At 63.4% G+C, this 21,989-nt stretch carries 20 protein-coding genes and 3 tRNA genes; 5 read left to right on the forward strand and 18 right to left on the reverse strand.

Annotated features, from left to right (window positions below; translation table 11 throughout):
• Positions 1-5: 5 nt before the first annotated feature.
• From OKW27_RS23785 to OKW27_RS23795, 3 genes are all read right to left on the reverse strand, one after another.
• The gene (locus OKW27_RS23785) at positions 6-506 is read right to left on the reverse strand and encodes a GNAT family N-acetyltransferase (protein ID WP_429335064.1); all 501 of its coding nucleotides are present in this window, start codon (positions 504-506) and stop codon (positions 6-8) included.
• Between the two features lie 139 nt (positions 507-645).
• The gene (locus OKW27_RS23790) at positions 646-1,395 is read right to left on the reverse strand and encodes a TraB/GumN family protein (protein WP_429335065.1); all 750 of its coding nucleotides are present in this window, start codon (positions 1,393-1,395) and stop codon (positions 646-648) included.
• Positions 1,396-1,559: 164 nt separating this feature from the next.
• Positions 1,560-2,264: a hypothetical protein gene (locus tag OKW27_RS23795; protein WP_429335066.1), complete on the reverse strand. Its 705-nt coding sequence runs from the start codon at positions 2,262-2,264 to the stop codon at positions 1,560-1,562.
• 397 nt (positions 2,265-2,661) lie between these two features.
• Between OKW27_RS23795 and OKW27_RS23800 the strand changes: the two genes are divergently transcribed.
• Positions 2,662-2,937, forward strand: a complete 276-nt coding sequence (locus OKW27_RS23800; RefSeq protein ID WP_429335067.1) for a hypothetical protein — start codon at positions 2,662-2,664, stop codon at positions 2,935-2,937.
• A gap of 403 nt (positions 2,938-3,340) precedes the next feature.
• Here the strand turns inward: OKW27_RS23800 and OKW27_RS23805 are convergent.
• From OKW27_RS23805 to uvrC, 5 genes are all read right to left on the reverse strand, one after another.
• Positions 3,341-3,414, reverse strand: a tRNA-Cys gene (locus tag OKW27_RS23805).
• A 128-nt stretch (positions 3,415-3,542) separates the two neighbouring features.
• Positions 3,543-3,618 (reverse strand) — tRNA-Gly (locus tag OKW27_RS23810).
• 61 nt (positions 3,619-3,679) lie between these two features.
• Positions 3,680-3,755, reverse strand: a tRNA-Gly gene (locus tag OKW27_RS23815).
• A gap of 196 nt (positions 3,756-3,951) precedes the next feature.
• Positions 3,952-4,545: a CDP-diacylglycerol--glycerol-3-phosphate 3-phosphatidyltransferase gene (gene pgsA / locus OKW27_RS23820; protein WP_062127799.1), complete on the reverse strand. Its 594-nt coding sequence runs from the start codon at positions 4,543-4,545 to the stop codon at positions 3,952-3,954.
• Between the two features lie 203 nt (positions 4,546-4,748).
• On the reverse strand, positions 4,749-6,980 hold the full coding sequence (gene uvrC, locus OKW27_RS23825) for an excinuclease ABC subunit UvrC (protein WP_429335068.1): 2,232 nt from the start codon (positions 6,978-6,980) through the stop codon (positions 4,749-4,751).
• Between the two features lie 298 nt (positions 6,981-7,278).
• Between uvrC and earP the strand changes: the two genes are divergently transcribed.
• From earP to OKW27_RS23845, 4 genes are all read left to right on the forward strand, one after another.
• On the forward strand, positions 7,279-8,472 hold the full coding sequence (gene earP / locus OKW27_RS23830) for an elongation factor P maturation arginine rhamnosyltransferase EarP (RefSeq protein WP_429335069.1): 1,194 nt from the start codon (positions 7,279-7,281) through the stop codon (positions 8,470-8,472).
• A gap of 395 nt (positions 8,473-8,867) precedes the next feature.
• On the forward strand, positions 8,868-9,425 hold the full coding sequence (efp, locus tag OKW27_RS23835) for an elongation factor P (RefSeq protein ID WP_008919334.1): 558 nt from the start codon (positions 8,868-8,870) through the stop codon (positions 9,423-9,425).
• A gap of 273 nt (positions 9,426-9,698) precedes the next feature.
• The gene (locus OKW27_RS23840) at positions 9,699-9,905 is read left to right on the forward strand and encodes a CsbD family protein (protein WP_090801149.1); all 207 of its coding nucleotides are present in this window, start codon (positions 9,699-9,701) and stop codon (positions 9,903-9,905) included.
• Positions 9,906-10,092: 187 nt separating this feature from the next.
• Positions 10,093-11,475 carry a sigma-54-dependent transcriptional regulator gene (locus OKW27_RS23845; RefSeq protein ID WP_429335070.1) on the forward strand — a complete coding sequence of 461 codons (1,383 nt, stop codon included), beginning with the start codon at positions 10,093-10,095 and terminating at the stop codon, positions 11,473-11,475.
• A gap of 109 nt (positions 11,476-11,584) precedes the next feature.
• Here the strand turns inward: OKW27_RS23845 and nagZ are convergent, their stop codons facing one another.
• The 10 genes from nagZ to OKW27_RS23895 form a co-directional block, all read right to left on the reverse strand.
• On the reverse strand, positions 11,585-12,613 hold the full coding sequence (gene nagZ / locus OKW27_RS23850) for a beta-N-acetylhexosaminidase (RefSeq protein ID WP_429335071.1): 1,029 nt from the start codon (positions 12,611-12,613) through the stop codon (positions 11,585-11,587).
• A 64-nt stretch (positions 12,614-12,677) separates the two neighbouring features.
• A complete protein-coding gene (acpS, locus tag OKW27_RS23855; protein WP_090801155.1) occupies positions 12,678-13,145 on the reverse strand; it encodes a holo-ACP synthase in 468 nt (155 codons plus the stop codon).
• A 24-nt stretch (positions 13,146-13,169) separates the two neighbouring features.
• On the reverse strand, positions 13,170-13,934 hold the full coding sequence (pdxJ, locus tag OKW27_RS23860) for a pyridoxine 5'-phosphate synthase (RefSeq protein WP_429335072.1): 765 nt from the start codon (positions 13,932-13,934) through the stop codon (positions 13,170-13,172).
• Positions 13,931-14,845 carry a DNA repair protein RecO gene (gene recO, locus OKW27_RS23865; RefSeq protein WP_090805406.1) on the reverse strand — a complete coding sequence of 305 codons (915 nt, stop codon included), beginning with the start codon at positions 14,843-14,845 and terminating at the stop codon, positions 13,931-13,933. The genes pdxJ and recO overlap by 4 nt, the downstream gene beginning before the upstream one ends.
• Positions 14,832-15,731: a GTPase Era gene (gene era / locus OKW27_RS23870; RefSeq protein WP_026225953.1), complete on the reverse strand. Its 900-nt coding sequence runs from the start codon at positions 15,729-15,731 to the stop codon at positions 14,832-14,834. The genes recO and era overlap by 14 nt, the downstream gene beginning before the upstream one ends.
• A gap of 54 nt (positions 15,732-15,785) precedes the next feature.
• Entirely contained in the window at positions 15,786-17,066 is a 1,281-nt protein-coding gene (gene rnc, locus OKW27_RS23875; RefSeq protein WP_429335073.1) for a ribonuclease III, read from the reverse strand.
• Positions 17,067-17,251: 185 nt separating this feature from the next.
• Positions 17,252-18,145 carry a signal peptidase I gene (gene lepB / locus OKW27_RS23880; RefSeq protein ID WP_090801160.1) on the reverse strand — a complete coding sequence of 298 codons (894 nt, stop codon included), beginning with the start codon at positions 18,143-18,145 and terminating at the stop codon, positions 17,252-17,254.
• An 18-nt stretch (positions 18,146-18,163) separates the two neighbouring features.
• On the reverse strand, positions 18,164-19,957 hold the full coding sequence (gene lepA, locus OKW27_RS23885; protein WP_090801163.1) for a translation elongation factor 4: 1,794 nt from the start codon (positions 19,955-19,957) through the stop codon (positions 18,164-18,166).
• A 230-nt stretch (positions 19,958-20,187) separates the two neighbouring features.
• Positions 20,188-20,460 (reverse strand): glutaredoxin family protein, encoded by a 273-nt coding sequence (locus OKW27_RS23890; protein WP_187612373.1) that lies wholly within the window; start codon positions 20,458-20,460, stop codon positions 20,188-20,190.
• Positions 20,457-21,977: a DegQ family serine endoprotease gene (locus OKW27_RS23895; protein ID WP_429335074.1), complete on the reverse strand. Its 1,521-nt coding sequence runs from the start codon at positions 21,975-21,977 to the stop codon at positions 20,457-20,459. Before OKW27_RS23895 ends, OKW27_RS23890 begins: the two co-directional genes overlap by 4 nt.
• Positions 21,978-21,989 lie beyond the last annotated feature (12 nt).

A 21,989-nucleotide genomic window follows, 5' to 3' on the forward strand; every position in this document is an offset into this window, starting at 1 on the left:
CGCGTTCACAGCGCGCGCATCCACACATGCGGGATGCCGTCTTCGTCGTGAATCTCCGAGACCGGCTCGAAGCCGAACGCACCGTAAAAGCCTTGCAGATGCGCCTGCGCGTGCAGACGGATCGGCGTATCGGGCCACTGCGCACGGATTTGCGCGAGCGAGCGTTCGAGCATCGCATTGCCGAGACCGATGCCGCGAAACGGCGCGGTCGTCAACACCCGGCCGATGCGCACATCGGCATCCGCCGCATCGGGCAACAACACGCGCAGATAGCCGGCCAACGGCGGCAACGCCGCACCGTCGCCGGTGCCATACGCAAGCAGATGCCAGGCTTCGACGTCGAGCCCATCGATATCGCCATACACGCAGTTCTGTTCGACGACGAACACCGCGCTGCGGGCGGCCAGCATCTCATAGACTTCGACGCTCGTGAGGTTCCCGAACGGCTTCCAGCGCCATTCGATCTGGGCGAGCCGCGCGGCGGCGGTGTGTTGCGGTTCAGTCATCGGTAGCTTTCAGGGTCAATGCGCGACAGCACGGGCAACGATCCGCAATTATGCCGCGCGCCTCGTCATCGAGCATGCGCAGGCCTGGCATCCGGGCGGTCGACACGGCTGTCTTCAGTCGCGAAAGCCGCGCACGCGTTCAGAACACCGCTTGCACGGGTCGCGCGAGACAGTCGGGGAGATTGCCGGGGCCGCATAGATGCAGCGCGCCGACGACCACCAGCGTGCGCTCGCGAACGTCCAGCAACTCGCTCAGCCGCGCGGCCCACGCGCGATTGCGCACGTCGAGAATCGCCTGACGGATGCCGGCCAGATTGAACATCGACGCTTCGACGGCGATTTGCTGTATCGCGTGCAGATCGCCCTCCAGCCACGCCGCGTGCATCCGTTCGAGCGTGCGCTGCGGTTCGCCGCGGTCGGCCATCAGCATGTCGAGCGCCGCGGCAATGGCTTCGAGCGGAATCGATTCGAGCGCGACTGCGACGTCCCGCGCGGACTCGAGATAGCGATACGGCTTCGCCTGCGCGAGCGCCGAGCGCAACATGCGCGGCTCGACACCCTCGACGACCTGCTGCAGCAGCGTCGGCGCGACGATCAGCGCGGCCCACGGACGCAGTGTTTCAAGCGGCGCGAGCAGGCCATCGGTCGGCCACAGCGCCCGCAGTTGCGTCCAGGCTTCGTCGCGCATCAGGGGCCGCAGTTGCGCGGCGTCGGGGTGTGCGTCGGCTTTGAGAAACGGCAGGATCGTTGCTGGGTCGGACTCGAATACGAGCGCGTCGGCCCAGTCATAGGCTTCGGCGACCCATGGCGGCGTTCGACGGCTCGTCGCGGGAAACAGATGCATCGAGCCGAGCAGGCGGACCTGAGTGCCGGTGAGTTGGAAATACATGCGGCTTCAATGAAAACGGGCGATGACGATGGTGCCATTCTATCGCCCGGCCTGGATGAGGCGCGCCGGCGTGCGTTGCCCTTCCCGTGCGCGCGCCGGACACGCCGTTGAGCGGAATGCGCTGCCCCAATGAATGCGGGAACGCATCAAACGCCTGAACCCGATTATTGCCCGCTCTTTTTAAACGACTCGAGTTCGGTCGTATAGCGCTCGTTTCTCACGCCATTGCTGCCGTAATACTCTTCCACCGATTTCACCGAACGGCCGACTTTCGACACATACCCAAACGCTTTATACGTGCGTCCCGTCGCCTGAACAGGACCGAGTTTCTGCACGTGCGTGATCATCGCGGTGTCGCCCTGCTCGACCTGACTGGCTTGCGTGACCGTCTGCCGCGGCTCGAGTTGCGCGTCCCAGTCGCCTTCGGCTTCGATCTTGATCGCCTGGAATTTGCCGGCGGGCACTTCGACGGTTTCCGTTCCGACCACCCGATACTGCGAGTTCCACTTCTGCGAAGCGAATACCCGGTTCGGATGCTGCCCGGCGTATTCGACCGTCCAGCTCTTACCCGGCGACAACGGAAACGCGAACGGCCGGTTCACGACTGTATCGGTGCCGTTCACGCTGCGCTCGCGGCTCCAGTCCGCTCCGGCGATCACTTCGCGTGGCGCCTGCGTCGAACCCGAGATCTTCGATTCGAAATAGATGTGCGATGGCGTCGCCCGCAGCACCGTCACCTGCTCGTGCGTCTGGTTCCAGCCCGACGGCCCTCTCTCGCTCGTCGATGTATATGTCCAGGTGTCCCCGGGTTTGACGTTGGGCGCCGGCGCCGATTGCGCAAGCGCCGACAACGGCCAAGCGAGGCTCAATAGCAGCGCGGCGGTTCTTATTTTTTCATAGGTCGAATATAGGTTTTATGTGCAACGAATAAGCAGCCGCGAAAATCCGGGCGAATACTCGACGATGCACTTTAAAAAGCAAAGAGCCGGTGAGCACTTCCCGAATTGCTGGACGAACGACGGCCAGCACATCGAGTTTGAGCGATGCGCAGAAGAACTATGAGAGCTCTGCACTGACGTCTAACGGTGGACTGCATTATGTCGATGGCAGCCTTTCGCTCAGTGCGAATTAGGCGGGCGGGCTATCGGTCGGCTCGAGTAGCACGTTTTTCACCATCGACTCCAGCATCGCTCAAAGCCCCTCCACGGGCACTGAGTCGCTGATCGCCGGGACGGCTTCGCTCTCGTCGGCGCTCAAGCCCCCAAGTTGACCAATGGACGCCAGATCGTCAATGGCGCTGTGTATGTCGGCGCAGTTCCCGCGCAGGCGCGGGTCAGCTACGTGGGACCCAACGTGCAGGAAGACTATCTGGCGGCGGACGGTAGTACCGTGATCCGCACCTTGCTCGGCACCAGCTACACCGTCGTTTCGCTGAGCGGTCTGATATCCGCGACGCCGTCCGAACTCTTCACGAATAGCGCGTTGCTCGGCAACGGTATCGACGCTGGAAAGTTTCTTTCCCTACGCCAGCACGACGGATGACAAGATCTATCAGCTTTCCGATGGCCAGATCGTCACGTTGCAGGGCGTTCGCGCATGGGTGGCCAACAGCGTGCTCGGGGGTAGCACGACCGACTACCGCGTGTATTACCAGAACAACGGCCGCATCTACGCGAGTTACATGATCAGGAGCGGCACAACGATGCAGATAGCACACCGCTCGGAGGCGGTACGCCGCAAGAGCACTACTGCTTCCTGAACACCGCTGCCGTGCAGTCAATCAAATCCGCGCTCAATTTCTGATCGATTCGGAGGAACGTCTGCGGCACGCAGTCGGATCGACCGCTCCGCTCACCTTGATGACGACGATCGACAAGGCTGGCGAAGAGAGGAACAGAAAAACAAAAGCCCCGACAAGTCGGGGCTTTCGCTTTACATCAAAGACTGGAGGCGCGAGCCGGAGTCGAACCGGCCTAAACGGCTTTGCAGGCCGCTGCATAACCGCTTTGCTATCGCGCCACAAGCGGACTGGAACCTGGACACGGGTTCGCAGATTTATCTGGTGATAACCAGAAGAACCGAAGCTCTGGAAGTTCAGAACGAGCGGCCTTCCAAACAAAAAGGGAAGCGCTGCTTCCCCTGATGTATGGAGCGGGAGACGAGGCTCGAACTCGCGACCTCAACCTTGGCAAGGTTGCGCTCTACCAACTGAGCTACTCCCGCATTGAACTGCTTCACCGCGCTGCCTTTTTTACTTCGCCAAACAACGCGATGCTTCGAATACTGGAGCGGGAAACGAGGCTCGAACTCGCGACCTCAACCTTGGCAAGGTTGCGCTCTACCAACTGAGCTATTCCCGCGTTGTGCTGCATTTACTGCTACTGCTTTACTGCGTCTCCGGTGTTTCGCGTTGCGTGCATCGGAGAAACGAGATTATGGATAATCGACTGAAACGTGTCAACCCCTTTGCCCGTCTGTGTTAAAGAAAATATTTCTCTCGTAGTAGTGCGGGGTTCGAACACACTTTTGCGCCCCCGTGCTCTTCTATTCACACCGTCACGCAATGCCGCCGCGCTCGCGAATCTGCGGCCACGCGAGCTTCATGTAGTACAGCATCGACCAGATCGTCAGGAACGCAGCCAGATAGATCAGCCACAGGCCCCACACGCGCGTGTCGACCGTCACGCCGCCACCGAGCGGCAGCGGGCCATAGAACAGCAGCATCGGAATCGCGACCATCTGGCAAGCGGTCTTGAACTTGCCGAGCGAGTTCACCGCGACGCTCTTCGACGCACCGATCTGCGCCATCCATTCGCGCAGGGCCGAGATCGCGATTTCACGTCCGACGATCACGAGCGCGATCGCGGAATCGATCCGCGTGAGTTGCACGAGCACGAGCAGCGCCGCGGTCACCATCAGCTTGTCGGCGACCGGATCGAGAAACGCGCCGAATGCCGAGGTCTGATTCCATTTGCGGGCCAGAAAGCCGTCGAACCAGTCGGTGAGCGCCGCCAGGATGAAGATCGTCGCGGCCGCGAGATTGCGGTGCGCAGGGCTCATCATCATGTCGGGCAAATAGAACACACCGACGACGAGCGGAATCAGCACGATCCGCAGCCAGGTCAGGAATATCGGGAAATTAAACGGCATGGGGCAGGCGCAGCGTCTGACGAGTGAGTTGCAATTGTGCCGTGTCACAGGGCCTGCCACAAGCAAGCGCGCCCAGGCATGGCCGCGCGGGGGCGGCAAGCGAGCCGCCCCCGGCGCGTGGTTCGCAGCCAGCGCATCCGCAGCGCGACGCCGCGGGTCCGACGAACCGTCGTTCCGATCACGGCGCGGCGTGGCCCGCCAATTCAATGCAGTTGCCGGTAGATCTGCTCGGCGAGCGCCTGCGAAATGCCTTCGACGCTCGCGAGATCCTCGACGCTCGCGGCCACCACGCCGCGCAAGCCGCCAAAGCGCGCCAGCAGGCGCTGACGCCGCTTCGCCCCTACGCCTTCGAGTTCTTCGAGCCGCGAGGTCTGGCGCGTCTTGCCGCGTTTAGCGCGCATGCCAGTGATCGCGAAACGATGCGCTTCGTCGCGGATCTGCGCGACCAGCATCAGCGCGGCGCTTTCCTTGCCGAGTTCGAGCGGCGTGCGGCCGTCCGCGAAAATCAGCGTCTCGAGACCGACCTTGCGCCCCTCGCCCTTTGCGACGCCGACGAGCATGCCAGTATCGAGCCCCAACTCCGTGAACACCTGCCGCGCGATCTCCACCTGCCCCTTGCCGCCGTCGATCAGCACGATGGTCGGCAGCACGCCGCCGGCCGCGGCCGGCTCGGCGGCATCGGCGGCGAGCGCGGGATCGGCGGCCGCGTCACTTTGCGATTCGGCGGCTTCGTCGCTCGCATTCGCGGCGGCCTGCGCGACCATCTTTTCGTAGCGGCGCGTGAGCACCTGGCGCATCGCCGCGTAATCGTCACCGGGCGTGATGCCGGCGATGTTGTAGCGGCGATACTCGGACGACTGCATCTTGTGGTGGTGAAAGACGACGCAGGACGCCTGCGTCGCCTCGCCCATCGTGTGACTGATGTCGAAGCATTCGATGCGCAGATGCGCGAGGTCGTCGCACTCCATGCCGAGCGTGTCGGTCAACGCGCGCGTGCGCGCCTGCTGCGAGCCCTGCTCGGAGAGCAGGCGCGCGAGCGCGAGCCGCGCGTTCTGCTCGGCCATCGCGAGCCACGCGCGCCGCTGTCCTTGCGGTTGACGCAGTACGGTCACCTTGTGGCCCGCCTGCTCGATCAGCACGTCGACGAGTTCGCGCGCCGGCGCGTGGCTGACCACCAGCACCGGCGGCACGCGATTGCCGAGGTAATGCTGCGCGATGAACGCTTCGAGCACTTCGGATTCGATGCCGCCTGGCGCGCGGCCGTTGCGGCGCTTCGCCGCGGGGCCGGACCCTGCGTTCCCGTCGGTGCCTTCGTCCGCGCCTTCGTCGCTGACGGCGTCCGGAGTCGCTTCGGCAGCCTCGTCGATCGCGTCTTCTTCACTACCATCGACGTCCTCGTCTTCCGACGGCATGTCCTGAGCGATCGCGAGCGCATCGGCCGAGGCGCTCGCCGCCGCGGCCGATGGCGCGACCGCTCGTGCATCCGCCGATGCATCGTCCTGATCGCCGTCTTCTTCGAGCCCGCCTTCCGCCGCCGTCAACGCGCTCTCCACGTGCGCGGGAAAGTACGCCTTGTCGCCGAGATGTCGTCCGCCGCGCACCATCGCGAGATTCACGCACACGCGGCCGCCCAGCGCGACTACCGCGAGAATGTCGACGTCGCTGTCGCTGCCGACTTCGATTGCCTGCTGATGCAGCACCGTCGACAGCGAACTCATCTGGTTGCGCACCGCCGCGGCCTGCTCGAACTTCAACTCGCTCGCGAACGCATGCATCTTCTGCTCGAGCTCCTTCATCACCTCGCCCTGACGGCCGAGCAGAAAGCGCGACGCGTTGGCGACGTCGCGCGCGTAATCCTCCTCGCTGATGTTCGCGACGCACGGCGCCGTGCAACGGCCGATCTGATGCAGCAGACACGGCCGCGTGCGGTTGTTGAACACCGAGTCTTCGCAGGTGCGCAGCTGGAACACGCGCTGCAGGATCTGGATGCTCTCGCGCACCGCCCACGCGCTCGGGAACGGGCCGAAGTACTGGTTCTTGCGATCGACCGAGCCGCGGTAATAGGCCATGCGCGGAAACTTGTGGCCGGTCAGCTTCAGATAGGGATACGACTTGTCGTCGCGAAACAGGATGTTGTAACGCGGCGTGAGCGCCTTGATCAGATTGTTTTCGAGCAGCAGCGCCTCGGCCTCGGAACGCGTGACCGTGGTCTCGATGCGCGCGATGCGCGTGACCATCATCGCGATACGCGGCGACAGCTGTGTCTTCGTGAAGTAGCTCGATACGCGCTTCTTCAGATCGCGCGCCTTGCCGACGTAGAGCACCGCGCCACTCGTGTCGTAATAGCGGTAGACGCCGGGCAGATGCGGCAGTTGGGCGAGCACTGTTTTCGGCTCGAAGGTGTCGGGGGCGTCGCTGGCTTCGGGTTCGGTCATGCGGGATCGATTGGGGTGGGACTGTCTCGCGCTGCCTCGCCGCTTGCACCGGTTGCACTGATTGCACTGATTGCACTGATTGCACTGATTGCACCGATTGCACCGATTGCACCGATTGCACCGCCGGGTGCCCGGCATCGTGCGCCGGGGGTCATGTCGCGTGTCGCCGATGCGGCCCGCATGGCGGACAAAGGGCGCGCGCGATCGCGAGCGAGGCTTTAGAATCGCCAGTTTAGAACATTACGCGTTCGTTCGAACCCGCTCCGTTCGCCGGAGTCACCGAGCCAGCCGAGCCGCCATGTCCTCCGTCGCGCCCGATTCCGGATCACCCGCCGCCCCTGCCAACCCGATCGCCTGCGATATCTTCTGCGCGGTGATCGACAACTTCGGCGACATCGGCGTGTGCTGGCGCCTTGCGCGCCAACTCGCGCGCGAGCACGGCTGGCAGGTGCGCGTGTTCGTCGACGATCTGCATGCGTTCAGGAGGCTGTGCCCGTCGCTCGAGCTGGAGCGTGCGCGGCAGACGCTCGACGGCATCGTCGTCGAGCATTGGCACGAGCCGTCCCACGCTGGCGATACGCTCGAAGTCGCCGACGTCGTGATCGAGGCGTTCGCCTGCGAACTGCCGCCCGTCTATATCGCGGCGATGGCAGAGCGAGCGTGCGTGCCGCTCTGGTTCAACCTCGAATATCTGAGCGCCGAGGACTGGATCGCCGATTTTCATCTGCGGCCATCACCGCATCCGCGCTACGCACTCAGCAAGACCTTCTTTTTCCCCGGACTCGGCCCCGGCACCGGTGGCGTCCTGAAGGAGCGCGATCTCGACGCGGCGCGCGCCGCGTTCGAAGCGTCGCCCGCCGCGCGCTCCGACTGGTGGCGCAACGTCACGGGCCACGCGCCGCCGCCCGCCGACGCGACGGTCGTGTCGCTGTTCGCCTACGAAAACCCCGCCGTCGACAGCCTGCTCGAACAATGGCGCGACAACGCAAGCCCGATCGTGCTGCTGGTGCCCGAAGGACGCATTTCCGGCGCGCTGGCGCGCTTTTTCGGCCTACCGTCGTTTGCAGCGGGCACCCATGCGACGCTCGGCAACCTCAGCGCGCACGCGCTCGCGTTCACCGAACAGCCTGGCTACGACGCACTGCTATGGGCAAGCGACGTCAATTTCGTACGCGGCGAGGACTCGTTCGTGCGCGCGCAGTGGGCCGCCAAGCCGTTCGTCTGGCACATCTACCCGCAGGCCGACGACGCCCATCTGCCAAAGCTCGACGCCGCACTTGCGCACTACACCCGCACGCTCCCAACTGACGCGCGCGCCGCGCTCGAGCGCTTCTGGCACGCGTGGAACGGCGCTGGTCAGCCGGACTGGGCGGAATTCCAGCGCCACTATCCGGCCCTGAAACGGCGCGCCGCGGGCTGGGCGGTCGAACTCGCGCAAGTCGGCGATCTCGCCGGAAATCTGACCTCGTTCGCAAAAACTCAGTTAAAATAAGCGGTTATCCAACGGCCGACGACGCAAGCGCGGCCCGATTAGACCAACTACCCCATGGTCAGCCCGTCTGACCGGTCCCCTCGAAAAACACAGCACGCGTCCCAATCTTCCGGTCGGGCACGCGAATGTCAAAAAAGGGACGTATGTTTGGGCGTGTTGCAGATCGGCGCCACTCGTGTACACGCCCGAACAGGGTAAAAATCAGGTAACGGACAGGTGGAACGCCGAGGCATCACGCCCCCGGGTTTTCGCCGCGAGCCGATCCCGTTTCACGCATGCGGGCTGCGCGGCCGCTTCACGCGGCGCGCGGCAGGCGGTGGGCGAAACGCCGAAGCCGCTTGCGCCGTATGCCGTTGAGCAACAGTTAAGCTATTTATCTCGTACAGGACAGTTTTATGAAGACCGCACAGGAACTCCGCACCGGCAACGTCGTGATGATCGGCGCAGACGCAATGGTCGTGCAAAAGGCCGAATACAACAAATCGGGCCGTAACTCCGCCGTCGTCAAGATGAAGTTCAAGAACCTGCTGACCGGCGCAGGCATGGAAACCGTGTACAAGGCGGACGACAAGTTCGACGTCGTCGTGCTCGAGCGCAAGGAAGTGACGTACTCGTACTTCGCCGACCCGATGTACGTGTTCATGGACGCCGACTACAACCAGTACGAAGTCGAAGCCGAAATGATGGGCGACGCGATGCACTACCTCGAAGACGGCATGGCTTGCGAAGTCGTGTTCTACAACGAGAAGGCGATCTCGGTCGAACTGCCGACCACGCTGGTTCGCGAAATCATCTACACGGAACCGGCCGTCAAGGGCGATACGTCGTCGGGCAAGGTGCTGAAGAACGCCAAGCTGAACACCGGCTTCGAACTGCAAGTGCCGCTCTTCTGCAACATCGGCGACAAGATCGAAATCGACACCCGTACGCACGAATACCGCAGCCGCGCCTAAGCGCCCGCCCGCGTCACCCCGCCAGCGCCGGCGCCCTGCCGGCCTGCACAAAAAGCGCTCAATTTTTTGGGCGCTTTTTCTTTTCTGTCGCGCCGTGTATGGTTTAGGAAAACTTTACCGGCAAATTTCTCAAAATTACCATCGCGACATCCGGATTTCGCGTTGCGCGCGCGGCAAGGCCTTGATCGATTTCATCCACACCCTTTGGCACGATCTCTGCTAGGTGGAGAGAGTTACGCGAGTACGCTCATTTTCCACTCCTGGAGAGGCACCATGAACAACGACATCGCTGAAGGTAAATGGAGACAGATGATCGGCAAGGCGAAGACCGCATGGGGCGAACTGACGGACGACGAGTTGACCAAGGCCGAAGGCCGGGCCGACAAGCTCGCCGGTCTGATTCAGGAACGCTATGGCAAAACCCGTGAACAGGCGGAACTCGAAGTGCGCCGGTTTTTCGATAGCAACCGGGATTTCTGACAGGACCAGTGAAGGAACTACAGGCGCCGGCCCGCGCGACTCAAGGCGCAGTGCCGGCGGCTGTCGTTTTTTCACCGCCCCAGGACCGTTGGTTTAGCCCTGTCATCGAGCCCTCAGAGCCCGGAGTGCGCGCCATCAGCGTTGACGGCGCGCCGGGCATTCGACCCATTCATAAATTGCGCTCGCCATGCCACACGCCCTGATTGTTGAAGACGATCCCAATAGCTTGTCCGGTCTGTCGGCAATCCTCGCCGCCGACGGCTTTTCAGTCGACACCGCGACCACGCTCGCCGAGGCCCGCGGCGCATTGACGCGCTTCATCCCCGACGTCGTGCTCGTCGATCTGAATCTGCCGGACGGCAGCGGCCTCGATCTGTTGCAGCATCTGCCCGCGCATCCGCCGGGCGGCGCGCTTCCGGTGATCGTGATGACCGGCAATGCGACCGTCGAGAGTGCGATCGAGGGCTTGCGGCACGGTATCTGGGACTATCTGCTGAAGCCGGTCAACATTCCGCGCCTGCGCAGCCTGCTCGCGCGCATTCCGCGGCCTTATGAGCTGACCGAGGAGGTCCAGGCGCTGCGCGCGGCGCTGCGTCAGCTTGGGCGCTTCGGCGCGATGCTCGGTCGCAGCGGCGCCATTCAGCACGTGTACGACACGATCGAGCGTCTCGCGCCGACAGAAGCCGCGGTGCTGATCTCCGGCGAGGCTGGCACCGGCAAGCAGATCGCCGCGCGCACGCTGCACGACATGAGCCGCCGCCGCAAAGGCCCGTTCGTCACGTTCGATTGCCGCGGCGCGACCGCGGGCGGGCTCAATCGCTCGCTCGACAGCATGCTGCTCGGTCACGAACGCGGAGCGTTCGGCGGCGCCGAGCAGCGCGAGCCGGGCCTCTTCGAACAGGCGAGCGGCGGCACGTTGTTCATCAACGAAATCACCGAGCTGCCGCGCACGCAGCAGGAAGCGCTGTTGCGCGCGCTCGATTCGCAGACCTTCATGCGCGTGGGCGGTACCAGCCAGATCGTGACCGACTTCCGGCTCATCGCGTCGACGCGCAAGCCGCCGCGCGCGGCGGTCGCGGACGGCTCGCTGCATCAGGACCTCTCGCTGCGCCTCGAAGCCGCCGCGGTCATGCTGCCACCGCTGCGCGAGCGTGGTGAAGATCCGCTGCTGATTGCGCAGGCAGCCGTCGACGAACTGAATGTGGAAGCGACCGCGCGCGGTACGGCCGAGGTCGCGAAGCAGGCGGCGCCGAATTTCCTGCGCGAATGCCTCGCGTATGACTGGCCGGGCAACGTGCGCGAACTGCAGGAGCGCGTGCGGCGCGCTTATCAGGCATCGGGCGACGTGATCGAGTCGTTGCGCGCCGACGAAGCCAGCACGGCGAACGGCCGCGATCTGAACGGCAGTCGCGTGCAGGTGACCGTCGGTACGCCCCTCGCGGACGTCGAAGAAATGCTGATCCGCGCGACGCTCGACGCGGTCGGCGGCACGCGGCATCGAGCGGCGTCGTTACTCGGAATCAGCCCGAAGACGCTGTACAACAAGTTGCAGCGCATGCGCTTGAACTGAGCGATCGGATCGCGCGTGCTGCGGTTGTCAAGCAAGCTTGACGGCGGCTCGCACCGTTCGAAGCTGATAAAAAATGGCGCCTTGAATTGCTTCAAGGCGCCATTTCCGTTTATGCAAACGTACTGCGCAGCAGCCTCTGCGCTTCGGCGTACCGTGGCTCGGCCATCAGCTTGCTCCACCTGAGCGCTTTACCGCGCGGCCGCATGCGCTTCAGCCGCCGCTGCGATTCCCTCGCCGGCGTGACGCGCAGCGCGTCGAGCACCTTCCCCGCTTCGTCCGGCTGGTTGCAGATCAGCACCATGTCGCAGCCGGCCTCCAGGGCCGCTTGCGCACCTTCGGTCAGCGTGCCGCCCTGGCGCGCGGCTTCCATCGACAGATCGTCGCTGAAGATCGCGCCTTCGAAGCCAAGCTTGCCGCGCAGGATGTCCTGCAACCAGATGCGCGAGAAGCCGGCCGGCTTCGCATCGACGCGCGGATAGACGACGTGCGCGGGCAGCACCGCGCCAAGCGACAGACCGAGCCAGTCGTACGGCGCGACGTCGTTGCCGAGGATTTCCTCGATCGGGCGTTCGTCGACGGGCATCGCGACGTGCGAATCTGCCTGCGCGAATCCGTGCCCTGGAAAATGCTTGCCGCAATTGCTCATGCCGGCGAGCGCGAGGCCGTGGTTCAAACTCTTCGCGAGCAGCGCGACCACGCGCGCATCGCGATGGAATGCGCGATCGCCGATCACCTGCGAGTGTCCATAGTCGAGGTCGAGCACCGGCGTGAAGCTCATGTCGATACCGCACGCGCGCAGTTCCGCGGCGAGGATATAGCCGACCGCGGTCGTCACCTTGGTCGCGTGCAGCACGTCCTGGTCCCACAGCGCGCCGAGCTTACCCATCGACGGCAGCACCGTGAAGCCGTCGGTGCGAAAGCGCTGCACGCGGCCGCCTTCGTGATCGACGGCGATCAGCAGATCCGGGCGAATCGCGCGAATGGCATCGGTCAGCCCGACCAGTTGCGCGCGGCTCTCGTAGTGGCGCGCGAACAGGATCACGCCGCCGGTCATCGGGTGAGCGAGACGCCTTTTGTCATCGCGGTTCAGCGTTTTGCCGACCACGTCGAGCATCACCGGTCCGGGTGTGGTTTTCATCGAATTCCGCGGGAAAACTGTGAGACAACACAAACGCGACCGCCAGTGGCCGCGCTCAACCTTTTCATTCTGTGGCGGAACGGGCGGACGAAGCCCGCGACGCCGACGCCGCCAACGAACCTTCCGTATCGCCCGGCCGCTGCGTCTCCGCGATCACGAACGACACCGCGTAGTCGCGCTCGTCGGTGATCGTCACGCGCGCCGTGATGCCGCGCGCGTCGAGCCAGTCGGCCAGCTCGCCAGAGGCGACCACCATCGGCTCGCCGCTCGGCCGGTTCAGCGTTTGCAGCGCGCGCCAGCTCATCGGCCAGTGCATGCCGAGGCCGATTGCCTTCGAGAACGCCTCTTTCGCCGAGAAGCGCGTCGCGAGAAACGCGAGACCGCGCGCCGCCGAACGGGCGTGGCGCGCGTGGTACACGCGTAGTTCGTCGGGACCGAGCACCTTCTCCGCGAAACGGCCATTGGTGCGAGTCATCACCGCTGCTACGCGGCTGACCTGAACGATGTCGGTGCCGATTCCGTAGATTGCCATGCGTGCGTCCGTCGCCAGGTTGCGTTACGCGCGCGCGCCGAGACGCGCGGCGACCATGATCGCCTTCATCTCGCGCACCGCGTTGTCCCAGCCCGCGAAGATCGCATGCGCGACGATCGCATGGCCGATGTTGAGTTCGACGATGCCGTCGATCGCCGCGATCTGCTGCACGTTCGTGTAGTGCAGGCCGTGGCCCGCGTTCACTTTGAGGCCGAGCGTCGCGCCGAATTCGACTGCTCGCACGATGCGCTCGTATTCGCGCTGCTGTTCCGCGGGATCATGAGCTTCCGCGTAACGGCCTGTGTGCAGCTCGATCACCGGCGCGCCGGCTTCGTGCGCGGCGCGAATCTGCGTCTCCTCGGGGTCGATGAAGAGCGACACGCGCGAGTTCGCGTCCGCCAGTTGCTTGCATGCGGCGCGCACCGCCTCGAACTGTCCGGCGACGTCGAGACCGCCTTCGGTCGTCAGCTCCTCGCGCTTTTCCGGCACGAGGCAGACGTCGTGCGGTTGCACTTCGCACGCGATGTCGAGCATTTCCGGCGTGACCGCGCATTCGAGATTCATGCGCGTTTTCAGCAGCGGACGCAGCTTGTGTACGTCGGCGTCGACGATATGCCGGCGGTCTTCGCGTAGATGCAGCGTGATCGCGTCGGCGCCGGCTTCTTCGGCCATCAGCGCGGCGCGGATCGGATCGGGATAGGACGTGCCACGCGCGTTGCGCAGCGTGGCGACATGGTCGATGTTCACGCCGAGGTCGATCGCGGTCGGCGAAGTCAGGAAGAAGCTCATAGGTTCTGCAGGTCGATCAGGATCTGGCGGGTAGCAAGCGGCGCGCCGCCAAGATAGGTGTTGAGCAGGAAGCGCATCAGCGTTTTGCTTTGCGCGACGGTCTGCGCTCGATGGTAATCGTCCTTTTCCATATCGAGCAAGGTTTGTCCCGACACTACCGGCCACTGCGCGGGCCATTCGTCCGATGCCTCGCGTACCCCACGCTCGGGATCGAACACGTAGCGGCCGTCGGCGAGCACCGCTTTGCGTGCGACCGTGCGGTCGAGCGCCATCGCGTAACCGGTCTCGCGTAGCAGCACGCGTTCGAACGAGCGCAGCACCTGCACCGGCGGCTCATCGTGCGCGAGCCGCGTCAGCGTGACGACGTAGTGATGGAACAACTGAGGATGCGGGTCCTCGCGCGCGCAGAAGCGCACCAGCAGTTCGTTGACGTAGAAACCGCACAGCAACGCGTCGCCGGTCAGCGGCAGCATGCCGCCGACCCATTCGGCGCCGGTCAGCGTGCGCATTTCGGACTTGCCCGACCACGCGAGCGACAGCGGCTGGAACGTTTGCAGCACGCCGCGCAGCGCGGAGTGCGGGCGCTTCGCGCCCTTTGCGACCAGCGCGAGACGGCCGTGATCGCGCGACAGCACGTCGATGATCAGGCTGGTCTCGCGATACGGATAGCTATGCAGCACGAACGCGGGCTGCTCGGTGATCCGATATTCGGATGTGGAGGTCCGCGGCGCGCGGCGCGCCGGCGTTTTGCGTGGCTCGCCATCGTCGGCGGGTGCGCTTTTCGCGCTTTTTGGGCTTTTTGCGTCGGCCGACGATTTCCTCGAGCTACGCGCGGGCCGAGACGGTTCGTGCTCCGGCTGATCCGAAGCCTCGTCTGAATTGAGCGTCATCCACGCGTCATTCGTACCCATACGCACGAAGCCCGGCTTCATTGTCGGCCCAGCCGCTCTTCACCTTGACGAAGGTTTCGAGGTACACCGGCCCGTCGAACAGCTTTGCCATGTCGAGGCGAGCCTCGGTGCTGATCTGCTTCAGCTTCGCGCCCTTCTGGCCGATGATCATCGCCTTGTGCATGTCGCGATCGACGAGGATCGTCGCGAAGATACGGCGCAGCCGCCCTTCGGTTTCGAACTTCTCGATCAGCACGGTGCTCGTGTACGGCAGCTCGTCGCCGGTCCAGCGGAAGACTTTCTCGCGCAGGATTTCGGCGGCAAGGAAGCGCTCGCTGCGATCGGTCAGATCGTCCTCACCGTAGATCGGCTCGCCTTCCGGCAGGAACGGCTTGACGGTGGCCATCAGACGTTTGATGTCGTCGGAATTTTTCGCCGACAGCGGCACGATCTCGTTGAACTCGCGCAGCGTGCTCATCTGCTGCATGAACGGGAACAGCGAGTCTTTATCCGACACGCGATCGAGCTTGTTCGCGATCAGCAGCGTCGGGACCTTCGCCGGGATCAGATCGAGTACCTTCTGGTCGTCAGGGCCGAAGCGGCCTGCTTCGATGACGAACAGGATCGCGTCGACCGAGGTCAGCGTCGACGTAACGGCGCGGTTCAGCGAGCGGTTCAGGGCGCCGCTGTGTTTGGTCTGAAAACCGGGCGTGTCGACGAAGATGTACTGGGCGTCTTCGAGCGTATTGATGCCGGTAATGCGATGGCGCGTGGTCTGCGCCTTGCGCGACGTGATGCTGACTTTCTGGCCGACCAGCGCGTTCATCAGCGTGGACTTGCCGACATTCGGGCGGCCGACGATCGCGACCATGCCGCAGCGAAAACCAGTGGGAGTGGGAGCGTTCATATTCGGACTACGGCAGGTTCAGTTCGGCGCGCGCGACGCGCACGCCGATGGCAATCAATGGCCCGCATCGGCGACGCGCGTTTGCACCGCGTCGGCGACGCCGGGTTCGTGTTCGGCAGGTGCCGGGGGCACCGAGACAACCGACGCGGGCGCGGCGGTCACGCTGGACGCAGCAGTCCCCGGCGCGGCTTCGCGGCTGCGCAGACGGTCTGTGCCGCGAGCGTGTGACGGCGTGTCGGCTTTGAGGTCGGGGGTTTTGTCCGCTGCGGGTTTTTCGGCCGGCTTGTCGACAGGTTTCTCGCCCGCGTGGATCGAAACCTTGTCGGCCCTCTCCGTCTTTTCGGACTTTTCGGCGCGCTCCGGCTTGTCCTGTCCGCTGTACTCCACATGCGCGGCACGAATTACAGCCAACGGCGCACCGGCGGGACCCGGCGCGGCACGCTCGGCCGCCGGTCTTTCAGCGGCTGATTTTTCCACGGAAGGTTTGTCGGCGTGCGCTTCCAGCGCGACAGGCGCGCGCCCTTCACCGCGCGCGCTCTTGCGATCCGGTGTGCGCAAATCCAGTGCGGCCTGTACGCCGGTCACGCCCGGCACGATTTCCTGCTCGGCATTTTTCGCGGCGCGCGCGCCCTTCGAGCGCTTCGGCTTCGCGACCACGGCAGGCGCCGCGGCCATCACTTCGTCGAGCGCCTTCTTTGCGGCCGCCTGCTCCGCCGCGCGACGGCTCGCGCCGGAGCCAGACACCTTGACGTCCAGCTTCGGCACCGTACATTCCACTTCGAACTGCTGATTGTGCGCCGCACCATGCGTGGCGACGACCGTATAAGTAGGCAACGCAATCTTGTGGCCTTGCAGATACTCCTGCAGCAGCGTCTTCGCGTCCTTGCCAAGCGTGCGCGGGTCGATATGGTCGAGAATCGCTACGTAAAGGCGCTTGATGACCGTCTGCGCAGCCTCGAATCCGCCGTCCAGAAATATCGCACCGAGCACCGCCTCGAGTGTATCCGCGAGGATCGACGGGCGGCGGAAGCCGCCGCTGCGCAACTCGCCCTCGCCGAGGCGCAGGCCCTCCGAAATATTGAGTGCCTGAGCAATCTCGTAGAGGGACTGCTGTTTGACCAGATTGGCGCGCACGCGAGACAGGTCGCCTTCGTCGAGTTTGCCGAAACGTTGGAACAAAAGCGCAGCCACCGCGCAATTCAGAACGGAGTCGCCGAGAAATTCGAGCCGTTCGTTATGCGTGGAGCTATGACTGCGGTGTGTTAGAGCCTGGCGCAGCAATTCCGCATTGCGAAATTCGTAGCGCAAACGGCTTTCCAACGGAGATAGGGGCATGGGCAGAGTATAACGCGGGCGCCTGACCCGGCGGAAACACGGGGCGCCAGCGGAAAAAGCGTGGTGAACCGACGTTACCGCGAGTTCTTAAAGTAGCATGACAACACGCCGCGACCGAGATAACCGGGTGCCGGTTATTCGCGCGGCGTGTGAGAAGCGCTCATGAAGCGATCGATGCATGCGACTCACTGGAAAGGGCCGATGCGCCGCAGATCGCTGAAGTTCATCCAGATGAAAAATGCGCGGCCGACGATATTGCGTTCAGGCGCAAAACCCCAGTACCGGCTATCCGCGCTGTTGTCGCGGTTATCGCCCATCATGAACAAATTGCCCGGCGGCACTTTGCAGATCACGCCACGCGCGTTGTACTGGCAGTTGTCGCGATACGGATAATCTTCCGCACCGACGATGAACGGCGGCACCGCCGGATTATTCAGAATCGCGTTCTTGCGGCCGTCGATATCTTCCTCGAACTGCTTCGCATAACCGAGACGCTCTTCGTCGAGATAATCGGGCAACGGCGTTTCAGGCACCGGCTTGCCGTTGATCGTGAGTTTCTTGTCCTGATACTCGATCACGTCGCCGGGCAGACCAATGACGCGCTTGATGTAGTCGACCGATTCGTCTTTAGGATAACGGAACACCACCACGTCGCCGCGATGGACCGGACTGCCCTGCGTGATCCTCGTGTTGGTAATCGGCAAACGTAGACCATATTCGAATTTATTGACGAGGATGAAGTCGCCCACCAGCAGCGTCGGCACCATGGAGCCCGATGGGATCTTGAACGGCTCGATCACGAACGAGCGCACGGCGAACACCACCAGAATCACCGGAAAAAAGCTCGCCGTATATTCGAGCCACCACGGCTGACGCAGCTTGTCGTCGCGCAGACGCGCGCGCGTTTGCGCGGCGTTTTCATCGGCGAAGCGCTCGCCGATGCGTGCCTGCTGACGATCGAATTCGGCGACTGCGGCTTCCGCCTCGCGGCGCCGTTTCGGCAGGAAAACCAGTTTGTCCGCGACCCATGCGACACCCGTCAAAACGACGAGCACAAAAAGAATCAGCGCAAAATTCATAGGGTTCCGTTATTCAACTTATTTGTCTTCGACACGCAGAATAGCGAGGAAAGCCTCTTGCGGGATTTCAACCGAGCCCACCTGCTTCATTCGCTTCTTGCCTGCCTTCTGCTTTTCAAGCAGCTTCTTCTTACGCGTGATATCACCGCCGTAGCATTTTGCCAGCACGTTCTTACGCAACGCTTTAATGTTTTCGCGCGCAATAATGTTCGAACCGATCGTGGCTTGAACCGCTACGTCGTACATCTGACGCGGAATCAGCTCGCGCATTTTCGCCGCCACTTCGCGGCCGCGGTACTGGCTTTGCGACCGGTGCACGATAACCGACAGCGCATCGACCTTGTCGCCGTTGATCAGCATGTCGACCTTCACGACGTCCGACGCGCGGTATTCCTTGAACTCGTAATCCATCGACGCATAACCGCGCGAAATCGACTTCAAACGGTCGAAGAAATCGAGCACGACTTCACCCATCGGAATTTCGTACGTAAGCTGAACCTGACGACCGTGATACTGCATGTTGATCTGGTTGCCGCGCTTCTGCGTACATAACGTGATCACCGCGCCGACGTAGTCTTGCGGCATGTACAGGTTCACGGTGACGATCGGCTCGCGCACTTCCTCGATCTTCGACGGCTCCGGCATCTTGGCCGGATTCTCGACCATCAGGGTCGTGCCGTCGCGCTGCAGGACTTCGTAGACCACGGTCGGCGCCGTCGTGATCAGGTCCATGTCGAACTCACGTTCGAGACGTTCCTGCACGATTTCCATGTGCAACAAACCAAGGAAGCCGCAGCGGAAACCGAAACCGAGCGCCTGCGACACTTCCGGTTCGTACTGCAGCGACGCGTCGTTCAGCTTCAGCTTTTCGAGCGAATCGCGCAGCGCGTCGTACTGATTCGCTTCGACCGGATACAGACCCGCGAACACCTGCGGCTTCACTTCCTTGAAACCCGGCAGCGGCACGGCCGCCGGCTGGTTCACGAGCGTAACCGTGTCGCCGACCTTCGCCGCCGCGAGTTCCTTGATGCCGGCGATGATGAAGCCCACCTGCCCCGCCGACAGTGATTCGAGATCTTTCGACTTCGGCGTGAACACGCCGATATGTTCAACCGGATACTGCGCGCCGGTTGCCATCAGCCGGATCTTGTCCTTCGGACGCAGCGTGCCGTTGACGATGCGCACCAGCATCACGACGCCGACGTAGTTGTCGAACCACGAGTCGATGATGAGAGCCTGCAGCGGCGCTTGCGGATCGCCCTTCGGCGGCGGCACTTTCGCGATCAGCGCTTCGAGCACGTCTTCGACGCCGAGGCCCGTTTTCGCGCTGCAATGCGTCGCGTCGGTCGCGTCGATGCCGATCACGTCCTCGATCTCGGCGATCGCGTTTTCGGGGTTCGCCGCCGGCAGATCGATCTTGTTCAACACCGGCACCACTTCGACGCCGAGTTCGATGGCCGTGTAGCAATTGGCGACGGTTTGCGCCTCCACACCCTGGCTCGCGTCGACGACGAGCAGCGCGCCTTCGCACGCGGACAGCGAGCGGCTGACTTCGTACGAGAAGTCGACGTGCCCCGGGGTGTCGATCATGTTCAGGTTGTAGAGCTGCCCATCGCGCGCGCGATACGACAACGCGGCGGTTTGCGCCTTGATGGTAATGCCGCGCTCGCGCTCGAGATCCATCGAGTCGAGCACCTGAGCTTCCATCTCGCGGTCGGACAAACCGCCGCAAATCTGGATGATGCGATCGGCGAGCGTCGACTTGCCATGGTCGATGTGCGCGATGATCGAGAAGTTACGAATATGATCCATTCAGTGCCGATCAAGCGAAAAGGCGCGCCCCGGACAATAGCGGAGCACGCCTTGTAAGTAGGTGAAAATCTTATCTATTTTAGCCGAAAAGCCCATCGGCCGGCGCATCTTGCGAAGCGCGGGCCTCAAGACGGCGTAGAGGATGCGAGAAAATTACCGCGCGCATCGCAGTGAGCCGAGGCAAAAAAGGCGCATGGATCGCGCGAAACTAGATGCCGCGCGGGTGCGTATCAGGATGCCGCCGCGACACGCGACGCATGTGCAGCCAATGCTGCCCGCACGGCCGCTTCGTCGAGGTGATAGTGGCACAGTTCGACGCCATCGCAAACCAGCACCGGCACCAACTCGTTGTAACGCGCTTCGAGCAACGGATCGCTGTCGACGTCGATCACCGCCAGCTGCGCTCCGAACTCGGCCAGCATTGGCTCGAGCGCAGCGCGCATGTCCTCGCACAGATGGCACCACGCGCGCCCATAGAGCGTGAGCGATGCCGTCTTCGTCATTTCTGCGCGCTGCGCGGACGAATCGGCACGAACTGCGTGTTGTCGCCGCGACGAACCAGCAACGCGACCATCTTCTGCGAATCGAGGTGTGAGGTCAGCTCGTCGAACTGTTTCGTGCTCGTCACATCCGTATCGCCAATCCGCAGGATGATGTCGCCCTTTTGGAGCCCGACACGCGCGGCCGGACCGTCGACCGCGTCGATCTGCACGCCGTTCTGAATCTTCAGCGCTTTCTGCTGATCGGCGGGAATGTCGCTGACCGCGATGCCGAGCGCGTTGGTCGCGCGCTGCTGCGGCGCTTGCGGCTTCTTCTGATCCGCCTTCGCGACCTTGTCCGGCTGCATTTCTGCGATCGTGACCGGCAGTTCGCGCGTTTGACCCTTGCGCCAGATCGTGATCGACGTCTTCGTGCCCGGCTTCGTATCGCCGACCATGCGCGGCAGGTCCGTCGCCGTGTCAACCGAATGACCGTTGAACTTCAGGATGATGTCGCCCGGCTGCACGCCGGCCTTATCGGCGGGTCCGCCCGGCTCCACGTTGCTCACAAGCGCGCCCTGCGCCTTCGGCAAACCGAGCGACTCGGCGACGTCCTTCGTCACTTCACCAATCGCCACCGCTATGCGGCCGCGCACCACCTTGCCCGAACTCTTCAGCTGATCGGCCACGCGCATCGCCTCGTCGATCGGAATCGCGAACGAAATGCCCATGAACCCGCCGGTGCGGCTATAGATCTGCGAATTGATGCCGATCACCTCGCCCTGCATGTTGATCAGCGGACCGCCCGAATTGCCCGGATTGACGGCCACATCAGTCTGGATGAACGGCAGGTAGTCGCCGGTGTCGCGTCCCTTCGCGCTGACGATACCGGCAGTCACCGTGTTTTCGAGACCGAACGGCGAACCGATCGCGACGACCCATTCGCCGACGCGCACCTTGTTCGAGTCGCCGATCGTGATGGTCGGCAGGTTCGACGCGTTGATCTTCACGACCGCGACGTCGGTACGGTCGTCGACGCCGATCAGCTTCGCCTTGAATTCGCGCTTGTCGGTCAGCGTCACGTAGATCGTGTCCGCGTCGTCGATGACGTGCGCGTTGGTCATCACGTAGCCGTCCGCCGACAGGATGAAGCCCGAGCCTACCCCGCTGTTCTGTTCGGCGTCCGAGTTGTCCGGTGAATCCGGGCTGCCGCCACTACCGCCGCCGCCGCCGCCGCCGCCGCCGTTATCACCCCCGTGCGGCGATTGCGGTGACTGCGGCAACGGAATCCCGAAGAAGCGCCGGAAGAACTCCGACATGTCGCCGTCGTCCATACCCGGCGGCAGGCCGCCGCGGGAACTACCGTTCGACACGCGCGTTGTCGTGCGAATGTTGACGACCGCCGGGCCAACCTTGTCGACGAGGTCGGTGAAGTCGGGCAGGTTGGCAGCGGGAGCCGCCGATGCCATATGCGGCACAAGCGGCAAACACGCCGCCACCACTACGGCCGCGAGGAATTTGCGCACCGAGAAAGTCGTCATATCGTAGCAAGC

It is taken from the genome of Paraburkholderia sp. 35.1 (assembly GCF_050436525.1).
In the GTDB taxonomy this organism is placed as follows: domain Bacteria; phylum Pseudomonadota; class Gammaproteobacteria; order Burkholderiales; family Burkholderiaceae; genus Paraburkholderia; species Paraburkholderia tuberum.